The 15,055-nt window shown below is 67.5% G+C and carries 17 protein-coding genes and 3 tRNA genes; 5 read left to right on the forward strand and 15 right to left on the reverse strand.

Annotation, left to right across the window (positions count from 1 at the left end; genetic code table 11):
* Nucleotides 1-3 precede the first annotated feature (3 nt).
* The 8 genes from RCH22_RS15005 to tilS all read right to left on the reverse strand — a co-directional run bounded on the left by RCH22_RS15005 (nt 4) and on the right by tilS (nt 6,631).
* On the reverse strand, nt 4-489 hold the full coding sequence (locus tag RCH22_RS15005; protein ID WP_327014511.1) for a DUF3180 domain-containing protein: 486 nt from the start codon (nt 487-489) through the stop codon (nt 4-6).
* Nucleotides 486-1,007: a 2-amino-4-hydroxy-6-hydroxymethyldihydropteridine diphosphokinase gene (gene folK / locus RCH22_RS15010; RefSeq protein WP_327014512.1), complete on the reverse strand. Its 522-nt coding sequence runs from the start codon at nt 1,005-1,007 to the stop codon at nt 486-488. The genes RCH22_RS15005 and folK overlap by 4 nt, the downstream gene beginning before the upstream one ends.
* Nucleotides 1,004-1,369: a dihydroneopterin aldolase gene (folB, locus tag RCH22_RS15015; RefSeq protein WP_327014513.1), complete on the reverse strand. Its 366-nt coding sequence runs from the start codon at nt 1,367-1,369 to the stop codon at nt 1,004-1,006. Before folB ends, folK begins: the two co-directional genes overlap by 4 nt.
* On the reverse strand, nt 1,366-2,172 hold the full coding sequence (gene folP / locus RCH22_RS15020; protein WP_327014514.1) for a dihydropteroate synthase: 807 nt from the start codon (nt 2,170-2,172) through the stop codon (nt 1,366-1,368). The genes folB and folP overlap by 4 nt, the downstream gene beginning before the upstream one ends.
* Entirely contained in the window at nt 2,169-2,738 is a 570-nt protein-coding gene (gene folE / locus RCH22_RS15025; protein WP_327014515.1) for a GTP cyclohydrolase I FolE, read from the reverse strand. Before folE ends, folP begins: the two co-directional genes overlap by 4 nt.
* Nucleotides 2,739-2,745: 7 nt before the next feature.
* Nucleotides 2,746-4,758 (reverse strand): ATP-dependent zinc metalloprotease FtsH, encoded by a 2,013-nt coding sequence (gene ftsH, locus RCH22_RS15030; protein ID WP_327014516.1) that lies wholly within the window; start codon nt 4,756-4,758, stop codon nt 2,746-2,748.
* Nucleotides 4,759-4,845: 87 nt separating this feature from the next.
* Nucleotides 4,846-5,397 carry a hypoxanthine phosphoribosyltransferase gene (gene hpt / locus RCH22_RS15035; protein WP_134446290.1) on the reverse strand — a complete coding sequence of 184 codons (552 nt, stop codon included), beginning with the start codon at nt 5,395-5,397 and terminating at the stop codon, nt 4,846-4,848.
* Nucleotides 5,378-6,631 (reverse strand): tRNA lysidine(34) synthetase TilS, encoded by a 1,254-nt coding sequence (tilS, locus tag RCH22_RS15040; RefSeq protein ID WP_327014517.1) that lies wholly within the window; start codon nt 6,629-6,631, stop codon nt 5,378-5,380. Before tilS ends, hpt begins: the two co-directional genes overlap by 20 nt.
* A gap of 45 nt (nt 6,632-6,676) precedes the next feature.
* On the opposite strand from tilS, the gene RCH22_RS15045 reads away from it, so the two are divergent.
* Entirely contained in the window at nt 6,677-7,168 is a 492-nt protein-coding gene (locus tag RCH22_RS15045; protein WP_327014518.1) for an inorganic diphosphatase, read from the forward strand.
* A 227-nt stretch (nt 7,169-7,395) separates the two neighbouring features.
* On the opposite strand, the gene RCH22_RS15050 is transcribed toward RCH22_RS15045, so the two are convergent.
* Nucleotides 7,396-8,805: an NlpC/P60 family protein gene (locus tag RCH22_RS15050; protein ID WP_327014519.1), complete on the reverse strand. Its 1,410-nt coding sequence runs from the start codon at nt 8,803-8,805 to the stop codon at nt 7,396-7,398.
* Nucleotides 8,798-10,198: a peptidoglycan DD-metalloendopeptidase family protein gene (locus tag RCH22_RS15055; protein ID WP_327014520.1), complete on the reverse strand. Its 1,401-nt coding sequence runs from the start codon at nt 10,196-10,198 to the stop codon at nt 8,798-8,800. The genes RCH22_RS15050 and RCH22_RS15055 overlap by 8 nt, the downstream gene beginning before the upstream one ends.
* 251 nt (nt 10,199-10,449) lie before the next feature.
* On the opposite strand from RCH22_RS15055, the gene RCH22_RS15060 reads away from it, so the two are divergent.
* The 3 genes from RCH22_RS15060 to RCH22_RS15070 all read left to right on the forward strand — a co-directional run bounded on the left by RCH22_RS15060 (nt 10,450) and on the right by RCH22_RS15070 (nt 10,834).
* A tRNA-Glu gene (locus RCH22_RS15060) sits at nt 10,450-10,522 on the forward strand.
* A 97-nt stretch (nt 10,523-10,619) separates the two neighbouring features.
* Nucleotides 10,620-10,693, forward strand: a tRNA-Asp gene (locus tag RCH22_RS15065).
* Nucleotides 10,694-10,761: 68 nt separating this feature from the next.
* A tRNA-Phe gene (locus RCH22_RS15070) sits at nt 10,762-10,834 on the forward strand.
* Between the two features lie 183 nt (nt 10,835-11,017).
* Here RCH22_RS15070 and RCH22_RS15075 read toward each other — a convergent pair.
* The 4 genes from RCH22_RS15075 to RCH22_RS15090 form a co-directional block, all read right to left on the reverse strand.
* Entirely contained in the window at nt 11,018-11,566 is a 549-nt protein-coding gene (locus RCH22_RS15075; protein WP_327014521.1) for a PIN domain-containing protein, read from the reverse strand.
* A 6-nt stretch (nt 11,567-11,572) separates the two neighbouring features.
* Complete coding sequence (locus RCH22_RS15080) at nt 11,573-12,058, reverse strand: excisionase family DNA-binding protein (RefSeq protein ID WP_327014522.1); 486 nt, start codon at nt 12,056-12,058, stop codon at nt 11,573-11,575.
* A gap of 275 nt (nt 12,059-12,333) precedes the next feature.
* Nucleotides 12,334-12,939, reverse strand: a complete 606-nt coding sequence (locus RCH22_RS15085) for a hypothetical protein (RefSeq protein ID WP_327014523.1) — start codon at nt 12,937-12,939, stop codon at nt 12,334-12,336.
* Nucleotides 12,940-13,272, reverse strand: coding sequence for an Arm DNA-binding domain-containing protein (locus RCH22_RS15090; protein WP_327014524.1), 333 nt, complete (start codon nt 13,270-13,272; stop codon nt 12,940-12,942).
* Between the two features lie 191 nt (nt 13,273-13,463).
* Between RCH22_RS15090 and RCH22_RS15095 the strand changes: the two genes are divergently transcribed.
* The gene (locus tag RCH22_RS15095) at nt 13,464-13,901 is read left to right on the forward strand and encodes a hypothetical protein (protein WP_327014525.1); all 438 of its coding nucleotides are present in this window, start codon (nt 13,464-13,466) and stop codon (nt 13,899-13,901) included.
* A 12-nt stretch (nt 13,902-13,913) separates the two neighbouring features.
* On the opposite strand, the gene RCH22_RS15100 is transcribed toward RCH22_RS15095, so the two are convergent.
* Nucleotides 13,914-14,729: a nuclease-related domain-containing protein gene (locus tag RCH22_RS15100; RefSeq protein WP_327014526.1), complete on the reverse strand. Its 816-nt coding sequence runs from the start codon at nt 14,727-14,729 to the stop codon at nt 13,914-13,916.
* Nucleotides 14,730-15,055: the final 326 nt, after the last annotated feature.

Genomic DNA, 15,055 nt, shown 5'->3' on the forward strand with positions numbered 1-15,055 from the left:
GTGTCAGGCACGCACTTCTCCTCGTTTGCTGTCCTCGTCGTCGTCCGGAGGGAGAGTACAGAAATGCTCGGCAACCAAACCACTCGCCAGGAGGACCGCTGCGCCGAACGCCATCCCAATGGTGAGCCATACCGATGCTACCGCCGCAGTCACCGAACGGGTCAGCAGATAGAGGCCGAGACCGCCGGCGGCTCCGAGCAGCAGGGCCCCGCTGTACGCGGATGCCTGTGCGAGCGCGGCGACGCGAACCGCCATGAACGGGTTGACCGGCTTGCGCGGCTTGCCGTCCACGGCGCCTCTCGTGGACTTCCGGATCGGCCAGGCCAGGCCGAAGACCACGATCGCGCAGAGCACGAGGGCGAGGGCGAGGCTCGCCGGCGGCAGCAGGATCGAACGGCCGGCGGCCGCGAGCGCGAGCTCGAGCAGCAGCCCGCCCACGAGGGCGCCGAGCACCCAGGCGACGATCACGGAAGCACGCGTGCGCTTCATCGGCTCGCCTCCTGGACCGGATAGCGGTGCACGGTCGAACCGATCGCGGCGAGGAGGCCGGACACGGGTCCGCGGCCCGGCAGCACCGCGTCCGGGTCGAGGTCGAGCCAGGGGGCGAGGACGAAGTCGCGCTCTGCCGCACGCGGGTGCGGGAGGGTGAGCCGGGCATCCGCCTGCTCGAGCGCCCCGAAGACGACGACGTCGATGTCGAGGGTGCGGTCGCCCCAGCGCTCGGCGCGCACCCGGCCGTGCTCGTTTTCGATGGTGTTGACCGCGTCGAGCAGGGTGAGGGCGTTACCGGTGAAGCGGATGCCGACGACCAGGTTCAGGTACCGGGGCGCGTCCTCGTCGACCCCGTCCGGTTTCACGGCGGCGGACTCGTAGAGCGGAGACACCCCGGACAGGACGAGCCCGGGCACCTTCCCGAGGTCGCGGACGGCGGCCGCGAGGGTCGCCTCCCGGTCACCCAGGTTGCTCCCGAGCGACAACACCGCGTCCGTGGCGCCCTGAGGGGTCACGTCCGGGACCTTGTGATCTGCACGGAGACGTCGGTGAAGGGGACACTGATCGGCGCCTGCGGCTTGTGCACGGTGACCTGCACGGTCTCGGCGGCGGGGTGGGCGAGCACGACGCCGGCGATCCGCTCTGCGACCGTCTCGATCAAGTCGACCGGGTTGACCGCCGCGGCATCGGTCACCTCGATCGCGAGTTCGCCGTAGTGGATGGTGCGGCTGACGTCGTCGCTCGACGCCGCGACGCGCAGGTCGAGCCAAACGGTGACGTCGATCACGAAATCCTGGCCGTTCTCACGCTCGAAGTCGTAGACGCCGTGGTGAGCGGTGACCCGCAGCCCGGTGAGAGTGATGCAATCGCGGATCATGGCTCTATTCTGGCTGACTCCACGAGCGACAGCACCTTCAGGGCTGCGCGGGTTGCCGCGACGTCGTGCACGCGCACGGCCCAGGCGCCGGCCTGGGCAGCGAGCACGCTGACCACGGCGCTCGGCAGGTCACGGGCGGCGATCGGGGCATCCTCCGGGAGCGCGGTCGCGAGGAAGCGTTTGCGGGAGGCGCCGATCATGACGGGAAGGCCGAGCATGTCGAAGGCCGCGAGGTTGGCCAGCAGGGCCCAGTTGTGGGCCGGGAGCTTGGAGAACCCCAGGCCCGGGTCGAGCACGATCCGCTCCCGCGGCAACCCTGCTGCGACGAGGGCCTCGACGCGCCAGGCCAGTTCGGCCCGCACGTCGGCGACGACGTCGCCGTAGACCGCGAGGTCGTCCATGGTGCGGGCGTGGCCGCGCCAGTGCATCGCGATGAAGGTGAGGCCGCTCTCGGCCGCGACGCCGGCCATCAGCGGGTCGGCGAGGCCACCGGAGACGTCGTTGATGATGCTCGCCCCCGCGGCCGCGGCCGCGCGTGCGGTCGAGGCGTTGAGGGTGTCGACGCTCAGCACGAGGCCCTGTCGGGCGAGCTCGGTGATCACGGGGATCACCCGGGCCTGTTCGACGGCGGGGGCGACGCGGCCGGCGCCCGGCCTCGTCGATTCGCCGCCGACGTCGATGACGTCCGCGCCCTCGGACCGGAGCAGGAGACCGTGCCGGATCGCGGCATCCGTCGACGCCCACTTGCCGCCGTCGCTGAAGGAGTCGGGCGTGACATTGAGCACGCCCATGATGCGGGTCATGAGCCAGCGCCGATCAGGGCCATCACTTCGGCGCGGCGGGCCGGTTCGGCGAGTTCGCCGCGCACGGCGAGTGTGACCGTCGAGCTGTTGACCTGGCGGGGGCCGCGCATCGTGACACACCCGTGCACGGCGTCGAGCACGACGAGGATGCCGCGGGGCGCCAGACCGGTCTGGAGCGCCTCCGCGATCTCCTCGGTCAGGCGTTCCTGCACCTGGGGGCGGGCGGCGAGGCAGTCGACGAGGGCAGGCAGCCGGCCGAGGCCGACAACCTTCTCGCCGGGCAGGTAGGCGATGTGCGCGCGGCCGAGGAACGGGAGCAGATGATGCTCGCAGACCGACCGGAAGTCGAGGTCGCGCACGAGCACGAGCTCGCCCGTGGTCAGGCCGACCGGGATGGTGTCGCGCAGCAGGTCGAGCGGGTCCGTGCCGAGCCCGGCGAAGAACTCCCCGTAGGACTGGGCGACGCGACGCGGCGTGTCGGCGAGTCCCGGCCGGTTCGGATCGTCGCCGATCGCCGCGAGGAGCTCCGAGACGAGACCCTGGATTCGGGCCCTGTCGACTGCCACCCGGGGCCTAGGCGGTGGCGGGCCGCGGGGTGCGGGCGGGCGCGCGCTTGGGCTTGATCTCTGCGGCGTCTCCACTGGACACTCCGCCGTCCACGATGCCCTCTTCGATGGGTGCCTTGGGCAGCGGCATCTCGATGGGGGGCACGTCCGAGACCGGGCGCTTGTCGCTCGAGAGCCACTGCGGGCGCGGCGGGAGCTTTTCGATGCCGGCGAAGATCGGCGCGAGTTCGGTCTGGCCGAGGGTCTCGTGCTCGAGCAGTTCCGCGGCGAGCGTGTCGAGAATGGCGCGGTTCTTGCCGAGCACCTCGTATGCCTCGTCGTGGGCGGCCTCGAGCAGCAGGCGCACCTCGGTGTCCACGCTCTCGGCGAGGCGCTCGGAGTAGTCGCGCTGGTGGCCCATGTCGCGGCCGAGGAACATCTCACCGGATGCCTGGCCCAGCTTGAGCGGGCCGACGGCGGCGCTCATGCCGAACTCGGTGACCATCTTGCGGGCGGTAGCCGTGGCCTTCTCGATATCGTTGCTCGCTCCGGTGGTCGGGTCGTGGAAGATCATCTCTTCCGCGACACGGCCGCCCATCGCGTAGGCAAGCTGGTCGAGGAGTTCGTTGCGGGAGACGGAGTAGCGGTCTTCGAGCGGCATGACCATCGTGTAGCCGAGGGCACGGCCGCGGGGAAGGATGGTGATCTTCGTGACAGGGTCCGTGTTGTTCATCGCGCTCGCGACGAGGGCGTGGCCGCCCTCGTGATAGGCGGTGATCAGCTTTTCCTTGTCACGCATGATGCGGGTGCGGCGCTGCGGGCCGGCCATCACCCGGTCGACGGCCTCGTCGAGGGCGCGGTTGTCGATCAGCTGCGCGTTCGAGCGTGCGGTCAGCAGGGCGGCCTCGTTGAGGACGTTGGCGAGGTCAGCGCCGGTGAAGCCGGGGGTCTTGCGGGCGAGGACCTCGAGGTCGACTCCCTGCGCCATCGGCTTGCCCTTGGCGTGCACCTCGAGGATCTTCTTGCGGCCGAGCATGTCGGGGGCGTCGACGCCGATCTGGCGGTCGAAGCGGCCGGGGCGGAGCAGCGCGGGGTCGAGGATGTCTGGGCGGTTGGTCGCGGCGATCAGGATGACGTTCGCCTTGACGTCGAAGCCGTCCATCTCGACGAGCAACTGGTTGAGGGTCTGCTCGCGTTCGTCGTGCCCGCCGCCCATGCCGGCGCCGCGGTGGCGGCCGACGGCGTCGATCTCGTCGATGAAGATGATCGCGGGGGCGTTCTCCTTGGCCTGCTGGAACAGGTCGCGGACGCGGCTCGCGCCGACGCCGACGAACATCTCGACGAAGTCGGAGCCGGAGATCGAGTAGAACGGCACCCCGGCCTCGCCGGCGACCGCGCGGGCGAGCAGGGTCTTACCGGTTCCGGGAGGGCCGTAGAGCAGCACACCCTTGGGGATGCGCGCTCCGACGGCCTGGAATTTCGCGGGCTCCTTGAGGAAATCCTTGATTTCTTCGAGCTCTTCGATGGCCTCGTCTGCGCCGGCGACGTCCGCGAAGGTGACCTGCGGGCTCTCCTTAGAGACGAGCTTGGCCTTCGACTTGCCAAACTGCATGACCTTGTTGCCCCCGCCCTGCATGCCCGAAAGCATCAGCCAGGCGAACCCGCCGATCAGGATCACGGGGAGCAGATAGCCGAGCAGCGTCACGAACCAGTTGGTCTGCGGCACCTCATCGGTGAAGCCGCCGGACAGGTCGGCGCTCGTGACGGCGTTGACGACCTCAGTGCCACGCGGAGCGACGTAGTAGAACTGCACCTTGGTGCCGAGCTTGTCGTCGGCCTGGGACAGTGTGAGGTCGACGCGCTGCTCGCCGTCGACGATCTTGGCCTCCGAGACCTTTCCGTCCTTGAGGAACTGGAGTCCCTGTGCGGTCGGAATCTCTCGGAACCCGGACATGGTGATCAGACTCGACCCTATCCAGACGGCGATAATCGCCAGAATGATGTAGAGGAGTGGCCCGCGGAGTAGCTTCTTGACGTTCATCGTGTTGTCAGGCTACCGTGCCCGCACTGAGCGGTCGCCGTGTGTTCGCCCTGAGCGCGATGCGAGGCCGAGGCAGGCATCCGCTTCTCAGGAGTAGATGTGCGGGGCGAGCACGGCAACCGAACGCAGGTTGCGGTACTTCTCGGCGTAGTCGAGGCCGTAACCGACGACGAACTGGTTCGGGATGTCGAAGCCGAGGTACTTGACGTCGATGTCGACGCGGGCGGCGTCGGGCTTGCGGAGCAGCGCGCAGATCTCGACGGATTCCGGCTGGCGGGACTTGAGGTTCGCGATCAGCCAGGAAAGGGTCAGGCCGGAGTCGATGATGTCCTCGACGATGAGCACGTTGCGGCCATGCAGGTCGGTGTCGAGGTCCTTGAGGATCCGGACGACGCCGCTCGACTGGGTTCCGGAGCCGTAGGAGCTCACCGCCATCCAGTCCATCGCGATCGGGTGCTTGAGTTCGCGGGCCAGGTCGGCCATCACCATCACTGCGCCCTTGAGGACACCGACGAGCAGGAGATCCTTGCCCGCGTAGTCGGCTTCGATCCGGCGGCAGAGTTCGGCGAGGCGGCCGTGGATCTGCTCTTCTTCGATCAGGATTTCGGTGAGGTCGCCATCAATGTCGCGGGGTTCCATGGGGGAGGGAGGGTCCTTTGCTTTGTGCGTATTCAGTTGGCCATGCGCGCCGTGCGAGGCCGGGCCCGGTGAAGACGAGCCAGCCATCGTGCCGTACAACTCTAACGCCTGGCAGGTCGAGCGGGCCCTGGCCGTGCCAATCGGTCACCAGCCGGCCGACGGCCAGGGTCGCCCCGCGGGGCAGGGCTATCACGACGGTGCCCGCGCCGGCACCGGCGGCGCGCAGGACTGTGCGCGCCGCCGCGAGCCGGATCAGCCGGTTCCGGAGCGCAGCGGGCTGTTCGGCGAGCACCCCGACGGGCACACGGATGCCGCCTGCGACGATCTCGAAGGATCCGCCAGCGAGCTCCGCCGTGCGTTCGTCGAGGGCTGCGGCGTCTTCCCGCAGCAGGTCCGCGGTGCGGGCGAGTGCCTCGGCGACACCGGGTCCGAGCTCGCGCTCGAGCGCCGGCAGAAGCGTCTCGCGTACCCTGACGCGGGCGAACCGGTGTTCCGCGTTGTGCGGGTCCGTCCAGGGGGTGAGGCCGGCATCCGTGCAGGCGGCGACGGTCTGGGTGCGGCGGATGCCGAGCAGGGGGCGGAGGTAGGGACCGCTGACCCGCAGCATGCCGTGCAGGCTGACCGGGCCGGAGCCACGGCCGAGGCCGAGCAGCACGGTCTCGGCCTGGTCGTCGAGCGTGTGCCCGAGCAGTACGTGGCTCGCGCCGGTGTCGGCGAGTGCGCGGGCGAAGGCGGCATAGCGGCCGGTGCGGGCGGCGGCCTCCGGGCCGCTGTAGGTCTCGGCGGTGTCGATGACTGCGGTACTCCCCCGGTGGTTCTCGCCGTGGTCGACGGTGATGCGCACGACGAGCACGGGGTCGAGGCCGAGGGCCGTGGCCTGCCGGGCAGCCTCGGCGGCGACGTCCGCAGACCCGGGCTGCAGGGCGTGGTCGACGATCACGGCCCCGGCGCGGAGTCCCGCCCGCGGCGCCTCGAAGGCCGTCCCGGCCGCGAGCGCCAGCGAGTCCGGGCCGCCGCTGAGGCCGACGAGGACGAGGCCGTGCGTTTCGGCGTCTGGTGCGGAGGCGCCCGGGGCGACGGCACCGGGGACGAAGGTGCCGGGGACGAAGGGTTCGGACCCGGCAGCCGGCGCGGTCGCCGAGGAGCCGAGCCCGGCATCCGCCAGCACGGCGCGGATAGCCCGGCGGATGTCGGCGATCTCCGGTGTCAGTCTCGGGCGGCGCGTGGACTCCATCCAGTAACGTTATCCGGAGACTGTGAACAAGGGAGAGACCAGGCCATGGCCGCATATGACGCAGTAATCGAAATTCCCCGGGGAAGCCGCAACAAGTACGAGGTCGACCACGAAACCGGACGGGTCTACCTCGACCGTGTGCTCTACACGAGCTTCGTGTACCCGACGGACTACGGGTTCTTCGAGAACACCCTCGGCCTCGACGGCGACCCCGTCGACGTTCTCGTGCTGCTCGACTTCCCGCTGTTCCCCGGCGTCGGCGTCTCCGTGCGTCCGGTCGGTGTTTTCAACATGACGGATGACGGCGGCTCGGACGCCAAGGTCATCGCCGTTCCCGCGGGCGACCCCCGCTGGGACCACATCCAGGACGTCCTCGACATCCCGGAGTACACCCGCAAGGAGATCGAGCACTTCTTCGAGCACTACAAGGACCTCGAACCGAAAAAGTGGGTCAAGACGGAGGGCTGGGGCGACGCCGCCGAAGCCAACCAGATCGTCGAAGACGGCATCAAGAAGCTCGCCGCCGAGGGCCACTGACCCTAGCGCGCTTCGCGCATCGCGCTCGCGCGCTGCCGCACCACGAGGGCCTCCCGGATCACCCCGGGGGGCCTTTCTGCGTTCCGCGGCTGCCGGCATCCGCTCTCGCGCGCCACTTGCGCCGCTCCGCGCCAGGCATGCCGGCAGCGTAGCGGCGGAAATGGCGCGCGGGAGGGTGCGAGCGCTGCGGGACGGGGCGGGTGAGGGACGGGCGAGGGGCGGGCGGGTCAGCCGGTGGGGCGGCCCACGTAGGACGCGACGTCGCCGGGCGACCAGATTGAGTGGATGCGCACGGGCTTGCCGTAGTCGGGGGCCTCGAGCACCTGGCCGCCGCCGACATAGATGGCCACGTGGTAATAGTCGCCGCCGCTGCCCCAGAAGACGAGGTCCCCGACCTGCACGTTGCTGAAGGAGACGAGTCGGCCCTGGCTGGCCATGGTGTTGTACTGGTTCGTGGCGGAATGGGTGCCGATGTAGACCCCGGCCGCGGCATAGGCGGCCTTGGTCAGGCCGGAGCAGTCCCAGGCATCGGGGCCCGAGCCGCCGAGGAGGTAGCGGTCGCCAATCTGAGCGCGGGCGAAGGCGATTGCGGTCTGCACAGCGCTCGCGTTCGGAGCGGGCGCGGTCGCCGCGCCGCCGCCCGAGGACGAGCCGGAGCCCGAGCTCCCGGAGCCGGAGCTGCCGGATCCCGAGCTGACCGAGCCCGAGCTACTGCCGCCGCTCGCGGCCGGAGCCGCGGCCGGAGCCTGAGCTTGGGCCGCCGCCGCAGCAGACGCGGCTGCGGCCCGCGCGACCGACGCCGCCTGGTCTGCGGCAGCCCTGGCCGCTGCCGCGGACTGAGCCGCAGCGAGCGCGGCCGCCGCAGCCGCGGCATCCACACCGGCCTGGTAGGAACGCTCGGTGTCTGCCGTGGTGTCCTTGAGGAGGGCGAGCTGCCCGTACAGATCGTTCGACTTCTGCTGCTCGGCCTCGAGCGCGGCTTCCGCGGCCTGGGCCGCGCCACTTGCCGCATCGAACTTCGTCATGGACTCGCCCGTGAGCCGGGTGCGCTCCACGGTCGCCGCGGCGGCCTGCCCGCCGAGGGACGCTGCCGAGTTCTTGTCCTGGACGGCCTCCCGGTAGATCGTCTCGGACTGCTCGCTGAGCTTGCTCGCGGTTCCGAGCTGCTCGAGGAGGTCGTCGGCGCTGCTGCCGTTGAGGAACAGGTTGAGCGAGAGGTCCTGCGCGCCGGTTTTTGCCAGGTGCGCGGCGATCAGGCCGGCCCGCATCTTCGAGGTGTCCGCCTTCTTCGACGCGGTCGCGGCCTGTTCGGTCAGGCTCGTCTCACGCAGGGTGGCGGCGTCGAGCTCGTCCTTGGAGACCCGGTACGCCTCCGCGGCGATCTGCGAGGCCTTGGACGCAGCATCCGCCGCCGTTTGCAGGCCGGTCAGCAGCGCCGTGATCTTCTCGATCTCGGCCTGCTTCGTCGCCTCATTGGCTTTCGCGTTCTGTACGTCGTCCCAGCTGGGGTAACCCTGGTCACCGTAGGCGGCGGGAGCGATGATGCCGACGGATGCCGAGACCGCGCCGATCGCGACGGCCGCGGCGAAGAGGCGCACGGGCTTCCGTTTTGTGAAGGACGTGCCGTCGCTAGCCAAGTGGTGCTCCCCTGCTTGCCATGAACGGGACGGCGTCGATCTTGTTGCCGCCCGTACGGACCTCGAAGTGCAGGTGGCAGCCTGTCGCCGCGCCGGTCATGCCGACACTCGCGATGTTCTGGCCAACCGAGACACTCTGGCCCACGGAAACGAAGGTGCCGCCGGAGCGGATGTGTGCGTAACCGGTTTCGACACCGCCGCCGTTGCTGATCAGGACGAAATTACCGTAGGTGCCGAGCGGGCCCGCGTATTCGACGGTGCCGTCGTGGGCCGCGTAGATCGGCGAGCCGCAGCTGGCGCCGAGGTCGGTACCGTAATGGAAGCCACCACTGCACGCCCCGCCGCTGCTGCAGAGGGACGCCCGTGGGCCGTAGCCGTCGGTGATGCGCCCGCTGGCCGGGACGGCCCAGCCCTGAGAGCTGATGTAACCTCCGCCGAGTCCTGCACCGGCGCTGCCGCCGCCACTGCTCCCCGAACTGGCCCGGTGGGCGGCCGCTGCGGCGGCGGCCTCAGCGGCGACCCGGGCAGCCTCGATCGCGGCGAGGCGCGCCCGCTCGGCCACGCCGGCCTCATAGCCGGCAGTCGTGGAGGCCTGGGCGTCCTGCATGAAGGCGAGCTGGGCGGCGAGTTCGACGCTCTTCGACTGTGATTCGGCGAGGGCGGTCGCGGCGGCCTCGGCCGCGGCCTGCGCGGCGACCAGCGCGGCCTGCGCTGCGACGTTGAGGGTCTCGCGTTCGGTCTGGGCGATCTTGGCCTGGTCACCGAGGGCTTGCGCGGAGTTCGTGGCGGCCTGGGCCTCTTCGTAGACGCCCGTGCTGCGTTCGACCATTTTGCTCATGCTGCCGAGTTTGGCGAGCAGGGCGTCGGCGCCCGTACCGCTCGCCTCGCCGTCGAGGAGGAGATTGACGGTGAGGTCGGTGCCTCCGGTGCGGTAGAGCTGTGCCGCGAGCTGACCGGCCTGCTTCGTCGCAGCATCCGCAGTCGCCTTGCTCGCGTCGGCCTGGGTCTGCAGATCGGAGGCGCGGCGGGTGGCGTCGTCGTAGTTGTTCTGGGCGACCTGAAGCTCGGCGCCGCGCTTCTCGGATTCGGCCTGGGTCTGGGCGACCTGGGTCTGAAGATTCGAGATCAGATTCTGGATTTCGGTGACCTTGGCGGACGCGGCGGCCGTGTTCGACTTGGCGTTCTGCACGTCCTGCCAGCTCGGGTAGTCGACCGCCTGGGCGCCGCCGGCGGGAATCACGAGCGTCACGATGAGGGCGAGGGCCGTGGCGAGGGCGGTTGCGGCGGTGCCTCTGAGCAGGCCCCGATGACCGTGAACGCGGCGTCCGTCGGCCGGCCGGGGTGGACCCGACTGTTCGCTGGCCCCGCGGTCACTCGTCACTGCCTTGCGCATAGAACTCCCTGATTGGGCACCGCGTGAACACACTGGTCACGATGCCACTTTTTTCACAGTAACAAGTTCGCGCCAGTATCGCCCGCTATCGGAGCCGAATCTAACCCCCAACCGGGCGAATCGGCCGCCATTCGCGGGCGCGCCGGGGCGCGGGCGAGGCGTCACGGGCATCCGTCCACGTGCCGATTTGGGGTTTTCACCCAAGAGACCGTATGCTTACTCGTCGGTAGCCATGATGTTTATGGCGTCTCGGCCCCATCGTTTAGAGGCCTAGGACGGCGCCCTTTCACGGCGTTAACACGGGTTCGAATCCCGTTGGGGCTACGCAACCTGCCTAACTGAATGTGCAACAATAAGCAGGTAGTAAATCAGTACAAGTAACACCGAATAAATGAAAACGTACGTTTGGTTCTCATTGTGAGGCCCTGTAGCGCAGTTGGTTAGCGCGCCGCCCTGTCACGGCGGAGGTCGCCGGTTCAAGTCCGGTCAGGGTCGCAAAGGTAAAACGCCCTTTCGCGAGAGAGGGTTTTTTCCTTGGAAAGCGACTTCTCGAGTTACTTTCTGGCCCTGTAGCTCAGTTGGTAGAGCGTTCGACTGAAAATCGAGAGGTCACGGGATCGACGCCCGTCGGGGCCACCCGCTGAAATCCCCGGTTATCCGGGGTTTTTCTCGTTAACGGATGTCTTTTCTCCGGCCCCGAATTCGGCTTTTGCCCACATTTTGCCCACACTTGAAACAGTCGCGTGATCATTGAGAGCGCACTCGGTGGCCTTTATCCGCCTGCTTTCGACGGCACCCAGGGATCGTGAGAGCGCCCGTTTAGATGCGGTCCAGAACGGCATCCGCGAACATCGGAGTTCCTGCCGCGCGCAGACGTTCCAGGTACTCCTCGGTTGTCATCGCCGGGTTTTCATATGCCGCCGCAATCTCGTCTACAGCGAGCAGCGTGAGCGACGGGTACAGGTCAAGCTGGTCCAACAGGAACTCATCGGGGTGGATTACTTCGAGGTCGTATCCGACCAGAGCGTCGTCCGGGAAATCCCTCAGATTGAACGTCACAATGACCTCCGCATTGGCGCGGATTGCGGCTGCGAGCACGTGCCGGTCCTTCGGGTCATTTCGCAAGCCGTCAATCAGGTCGCCATATCCGGTCACTTCAGCATCGGGAAATGCGTATTGCATTGCCGCAATCCGGTTCCGAGCTGCCTGAGCGCCAATGCGCTTGTCAGTCAAGTTCCTTTCCAGTTCTTTCAACACGCGTGCCGACCAAAGCGGCCTGTAGGCACCTCGCTCAGCCAGCTCCAAGAGCAGATCACTGAGGGCCGCTCCGAACAAGGTGCACGTGTCGAGAAAGGCGGGGAAGGACATCAGGCGCTAGCTTCGTCCCGGCATATCCGCGGCCGTCAAATCCAGGATGCCCGCCTCTTGACCCTCCCGGGCCATCTTGCGCAGAACAGCACGGCGCTCGACCCTGAATTTGTCCTTGTACTCCACCAGGTCCCGAAGTGTAACTCTGCGGTGCCGCCCAACGAGCTCGAATGGAACTTCCCCGGACTCCAAGAGCTTCACGAGCGTTGGGCGCGACATGCCGAGAAAGTCGGCGGCAGACTGAGTCGTGAGCTTGGATTCCTGGGGAGCGACCGTGACACCCTTACCGTTGCTCAACGCATCCGCAACCTGTCGCAGCACATCAAAGAGAGGCTCAGGCAACTCGATGACCTGTGCGCCGTCGGCCGACGTGAGCGTTGCTTTCCTGCCGTGGATGTTCTGGATCTGCCTAATAAATTCGTCGATGGCATGGGAATCTATTTCGCTGGGTAGGTAGGTTCGCGGTTGGCGTTTCTCGCGCGTGAGACTCATTGTGATCACCTTTCTTCGCGATATTCTATTCGAAATATTCGAAAGAAAGAAGACCGTCGCAGGGTCGCTACTGCCAAATCGCTATTCGCGACCCGGCAATCTTGTCTAGATCCTCGACAGCTCTCCAGACGTCAGGGTTCGCAGCAGGTCGCGTCAAAGTGGAGTTCCGAGGGCTCACGCGTCGCGCCCTCTTCCAAATGCCGCGGCCTGGTCATCCAGAGCGCGGGCCACGGCGTCCAAGTCGTCGTCGAACAGGTCCGCATAGACGTCGAGCGTCATCGCGGCTGAGGCGGGAAGTTCGGGTCGGCCACCACGTTTAGGTCGGGGTCGTCCGGGGTACTGCGTCCCTCGCGGATGAGCGTCAACGCCGGGTCGAAGTGCCGGTGCCGGAAATTGCCGTTGCGCAGCCACGCACCCGCCGTGCTCGTGAAGACGAGGTCCTTCGGGCGCTTGCCCTGGCACCTCTGCGCAAGCTCGGTGGCCAGCAGCGCCGGGAATGCCACGGAGCGGCGGCCGTGATTCTTCGGGGTCCCCCAGACAGCGGCCCCGCCGACCTCCGAGACCGCTTCGGCGACTTCGATCCGCCGCCTGCTGAGATCAACCCGCCCCACCCTCAACGCGGCCATCTCGCCCCAGCGCAGCCCGGTATAGGCCAGGAACCGCACGACGTCGCCGAATTCTCCGCACTCGCGGGCCAGCCGGGCGACCTGGTCGTGCGTGAGGTACCCGCGCGGCGTGCGAACGATCCGCGGCAAGCGGATGTCGTCGCTTGGGCTCTTGACGAGGCGCCCGTCCCTGACGGCGTAGTTCAGCGTGCCGGCCAGGACCAAGTGAATCTGCCGCACGGTCGACGGCGCGAGAACCGCGGCCAGACTGCTCACTCAGCGCTGTACATCGGCGTGCTGCACGCTTCGGAGTGGCACGGTCCCCCATTTCGGCAGCACGTGCTTGTCCAGGTACAGGCGGTACCCGGCCCGCGTGGTCGGCTTGATCTGCAGCTGCGCCGAGTACCAGGCCTCGGCCCACTCACCGACGTTGACTCGCGACCTTGACGGATCGACCCACTCACCGCGCATCTTCGAGACCTCGACGGAGGCCAGGAAGTCTTCGGCCTCCCGCTTGGTGCGAAATCCGCGCTTGTCCGTTTGGTGCCGATCGGGCGTGCGGTACCGAACCCGGTTGCGCTTGCCCCTCGCCGTTTCGTAAGACGTCACGGAGCCCATGCTTCCTCCCGTTGTCGCTCGCCTCTGTCCAACCCTGATCTACCAGGGACCGCAGACAGACGAGGCCGTCGGATTTGCCTGCATATGGAGTAGAAGTGGTTCGTCTCAGGCCGATGAGAGCTGAAGCGCGGGAAGACACCGACGAAGAGCCCGCACGCGCCTGAGAATGCGACACTACGGATATGAGCGCAGCGGATAGGGTCATCGTCTCGACTCTCGACGGACAACTCTTCGTCGAAGTCTGGCTCGTTGAGGACGACGAGTTCAATCGCGCTCAGGAATTCTTCGAGGCAGCACTGCGTCATGGACGGTTCGAAGAACAAGCAGCAAGCGTGCTGATGTCAGAGTGGTCGGTTCAGGGCGCCAATACAGGCGGAGCCAAGCTATCCGTCATGCGGAAGACGTCGGGCGGCACAGGCACTGACGCCCAGATGGAATGGACCCTGTGGCCTCTCTCGGGGCCTCTCGTTGACATCACAATCCGAAACTGCGGCGAGGTCGTCTGGTCTGTTCGGGCATTCGCACCAGCAGTGGACGAACACAAGCAGCCAATATCGGCCGAGTCCTTGGAAAGCCTTCGACCGATGCCTGACTCGCCCTGGCCCAGCGGTACTCAATAACAGGTCACGCACTCAGGCCGGCGGGAAGGCCGACGCGAGAGCCCGGTGGATCTGCAGCGCTACCGGCTCGTTGAGAGGCCCCGTCTTCTGCAGGTGCTCGACTGCCTTCTTCGGCCACAGGACCTGAACTCCATCGATTACGAAGTCGCCACCGAGGAGCGGCCAGTCTGCTCCGACGAAGCAGAGCATCCCCTGCACGGGGACCCCGTCCATGCCTGCGTCCGCCAGTGCCGCGCTGACTCGTGCGACTTGCTTGAGCACACCGGCAACCAGCCCGTCCTGGTTACGCGACCCGACCATCAGCGATTCGGTCCGGCGACGGATCAGTCCTCCTTCGACCTGCAGCCGGGGGCGACCTTGGTACTTCTTCGCGTCGATGACGGAGACCCCCGAGGGGCAGACCGCAATGTGATCGATATTGGCTCGCGTCGGAGGAATGCGACGGTCGTGCAGGACGTGGACGCCACTCCCGCTGAGTTTGTCGAGCCGCTGGCCTAGCGCCACCTCGCCCTGCGCCCCGACGGCCCACGCCCGGGTGCTCTGCGGCTCGTCGCTCAGCGCCAGGATGAGCCCACCGAGATGCGGGTGGTTCTCACGGATCCTTGTCTCACGCTTGTCTTTGCGGCGGTCGTGCTCTCGCTGGGCCGATGCGCCGGCCGTACCCCCAAACACCTCGAGCTCCTCGGGTGCTGGCTCCGGGCTTGTGACCGCGTCCGTGTCGATAGTGCTGCGTTCAGTCGGGCCGGCGACCGATGCGGCGGCCACCGCTGAATCCTGAGCGCAGGTCAAGCAGGCGACCGTCTTGGTCTCGCGCTCGTAGAGTGCCATGGTCCCCGCAAGGATTTCGACGTCGCACATGCGGCATTGCCCGGAGTACCGCAGTCGCATTCTCTTGGGCGTCAACGCCGCTTCACCGCTCATTCTTGAAACGCTACGACGGTCCAGACGAGAACTCAGGCGACAGCGGGCCAGTGTGACCACGACTGGGGGGACAGCACCTTGAACTGCGACCTCGGCCAGGGAACTACTCTTTCTCGCCCCCGCGCGCCCCGGCAACGCCGTGCTCGAAGTTGTCCCGATGAATTCGAAATCGCTGCAAGCGGTTCGCCGCCCACGGGCAGGATAACGACGTTGAGGCCGCGGATGAGGTCGTC

The organism is Cryobacterium sp. GrIS_2_6 (genome assembly GCF_035984545.1).
Taxonomy (GTDB): domain Bacteria; phylum Actinomycetota; class Actinomycetes; order Actinomycetales; family Microbacteriaceae; genus Cryobacterium.

Excerpts from the sequence above, each read along its gene's own strand:
- RCH22_RS15005 (WP_327014511.1), bottom strand. The coding sequence starts at position 489 with ATGAAGCGCACGCGTGCTTCCGTGATCGTCGCCTGGGTGCTCGGCGCC.
- folB (WP_327014513.1), bottom strand. The coding sequence starts at position 1,369 with ATGATCCGCGATTGCATCACTCTCACCGGGCTGCGGGTCACCGCTCAC.
- folP (WP_327014514.1), bottom strand. The coding sequence starts at position 2,172 with ATGACCCGCATCATGGGCGTGCTCAATGTCACGCCCGACTCCTTCAGC.
- ftsH (WP_327014516.1), bottom strand. The coding sequence starts at position 4,758 with ATGAACGTCAAGAAGCTACTCCGCGGGCCACTCCTCTACATCATTCTG.
- hpt (WP_134446290.1), bottom strand. The coding sequence starts at position 5,397 with ATGGAACCCCGCGACATTGATGGCGACCTCACCGAAATCCTGATCGAA.
- tilS (WP_327014517.1), bottom strand. The coding sequence starts at position 6,631 with ATGGAGTCCACGCGCCGCCCGAGACTGACACCGGAGATCGCCGACATC.
- RCH22_RS15045 (WP_327014518.1), top strand. The coding sequence starts at position 6,677 with ATGGCCGCATATGACGCAGTAATCGAAATTCCCCGGGGAAGCCGCAAC.
- RCH22_RS15055 (WP_327014520.1), bottom strand. The coding sequence starts at position 10,198 with ATGCGCAAGGCAGTGACGAGTGACCGCGGGGCCAGCGAACAGTCGGGT.
- RCH22_RS15075 (WP_327014521.1), bottom strand. The coding sequence starts at position 11,566 with ATGTCCTTCCCCGCCTTTCTCGACACGTGCACCTTGTTCGGAGCGGCC.
- RCH22_RS15080 (WP_327014522.1), bottom strand. The coding sequence starts at position 12,058 with ATGAGTCTCACGCGCGAGAAACGCCAACCGCGAACCTACCTACCCAGC.
- RCH22_RS15095 (WP_327014525.1), top strand. The coding sequence starts at position 13,464 with ATGAGCGCAGCGGATAGGGTCATCGTCTCGACTCTCGACGGACAACTC.
- RCH22_RS15100 (WP_327014526.1), bottom strand. The coding sequence starts at position 14,729 with ATGGCACTCTACGAGCGCGAGACCAAGACGGTCGCCTGCTTGACCTGC.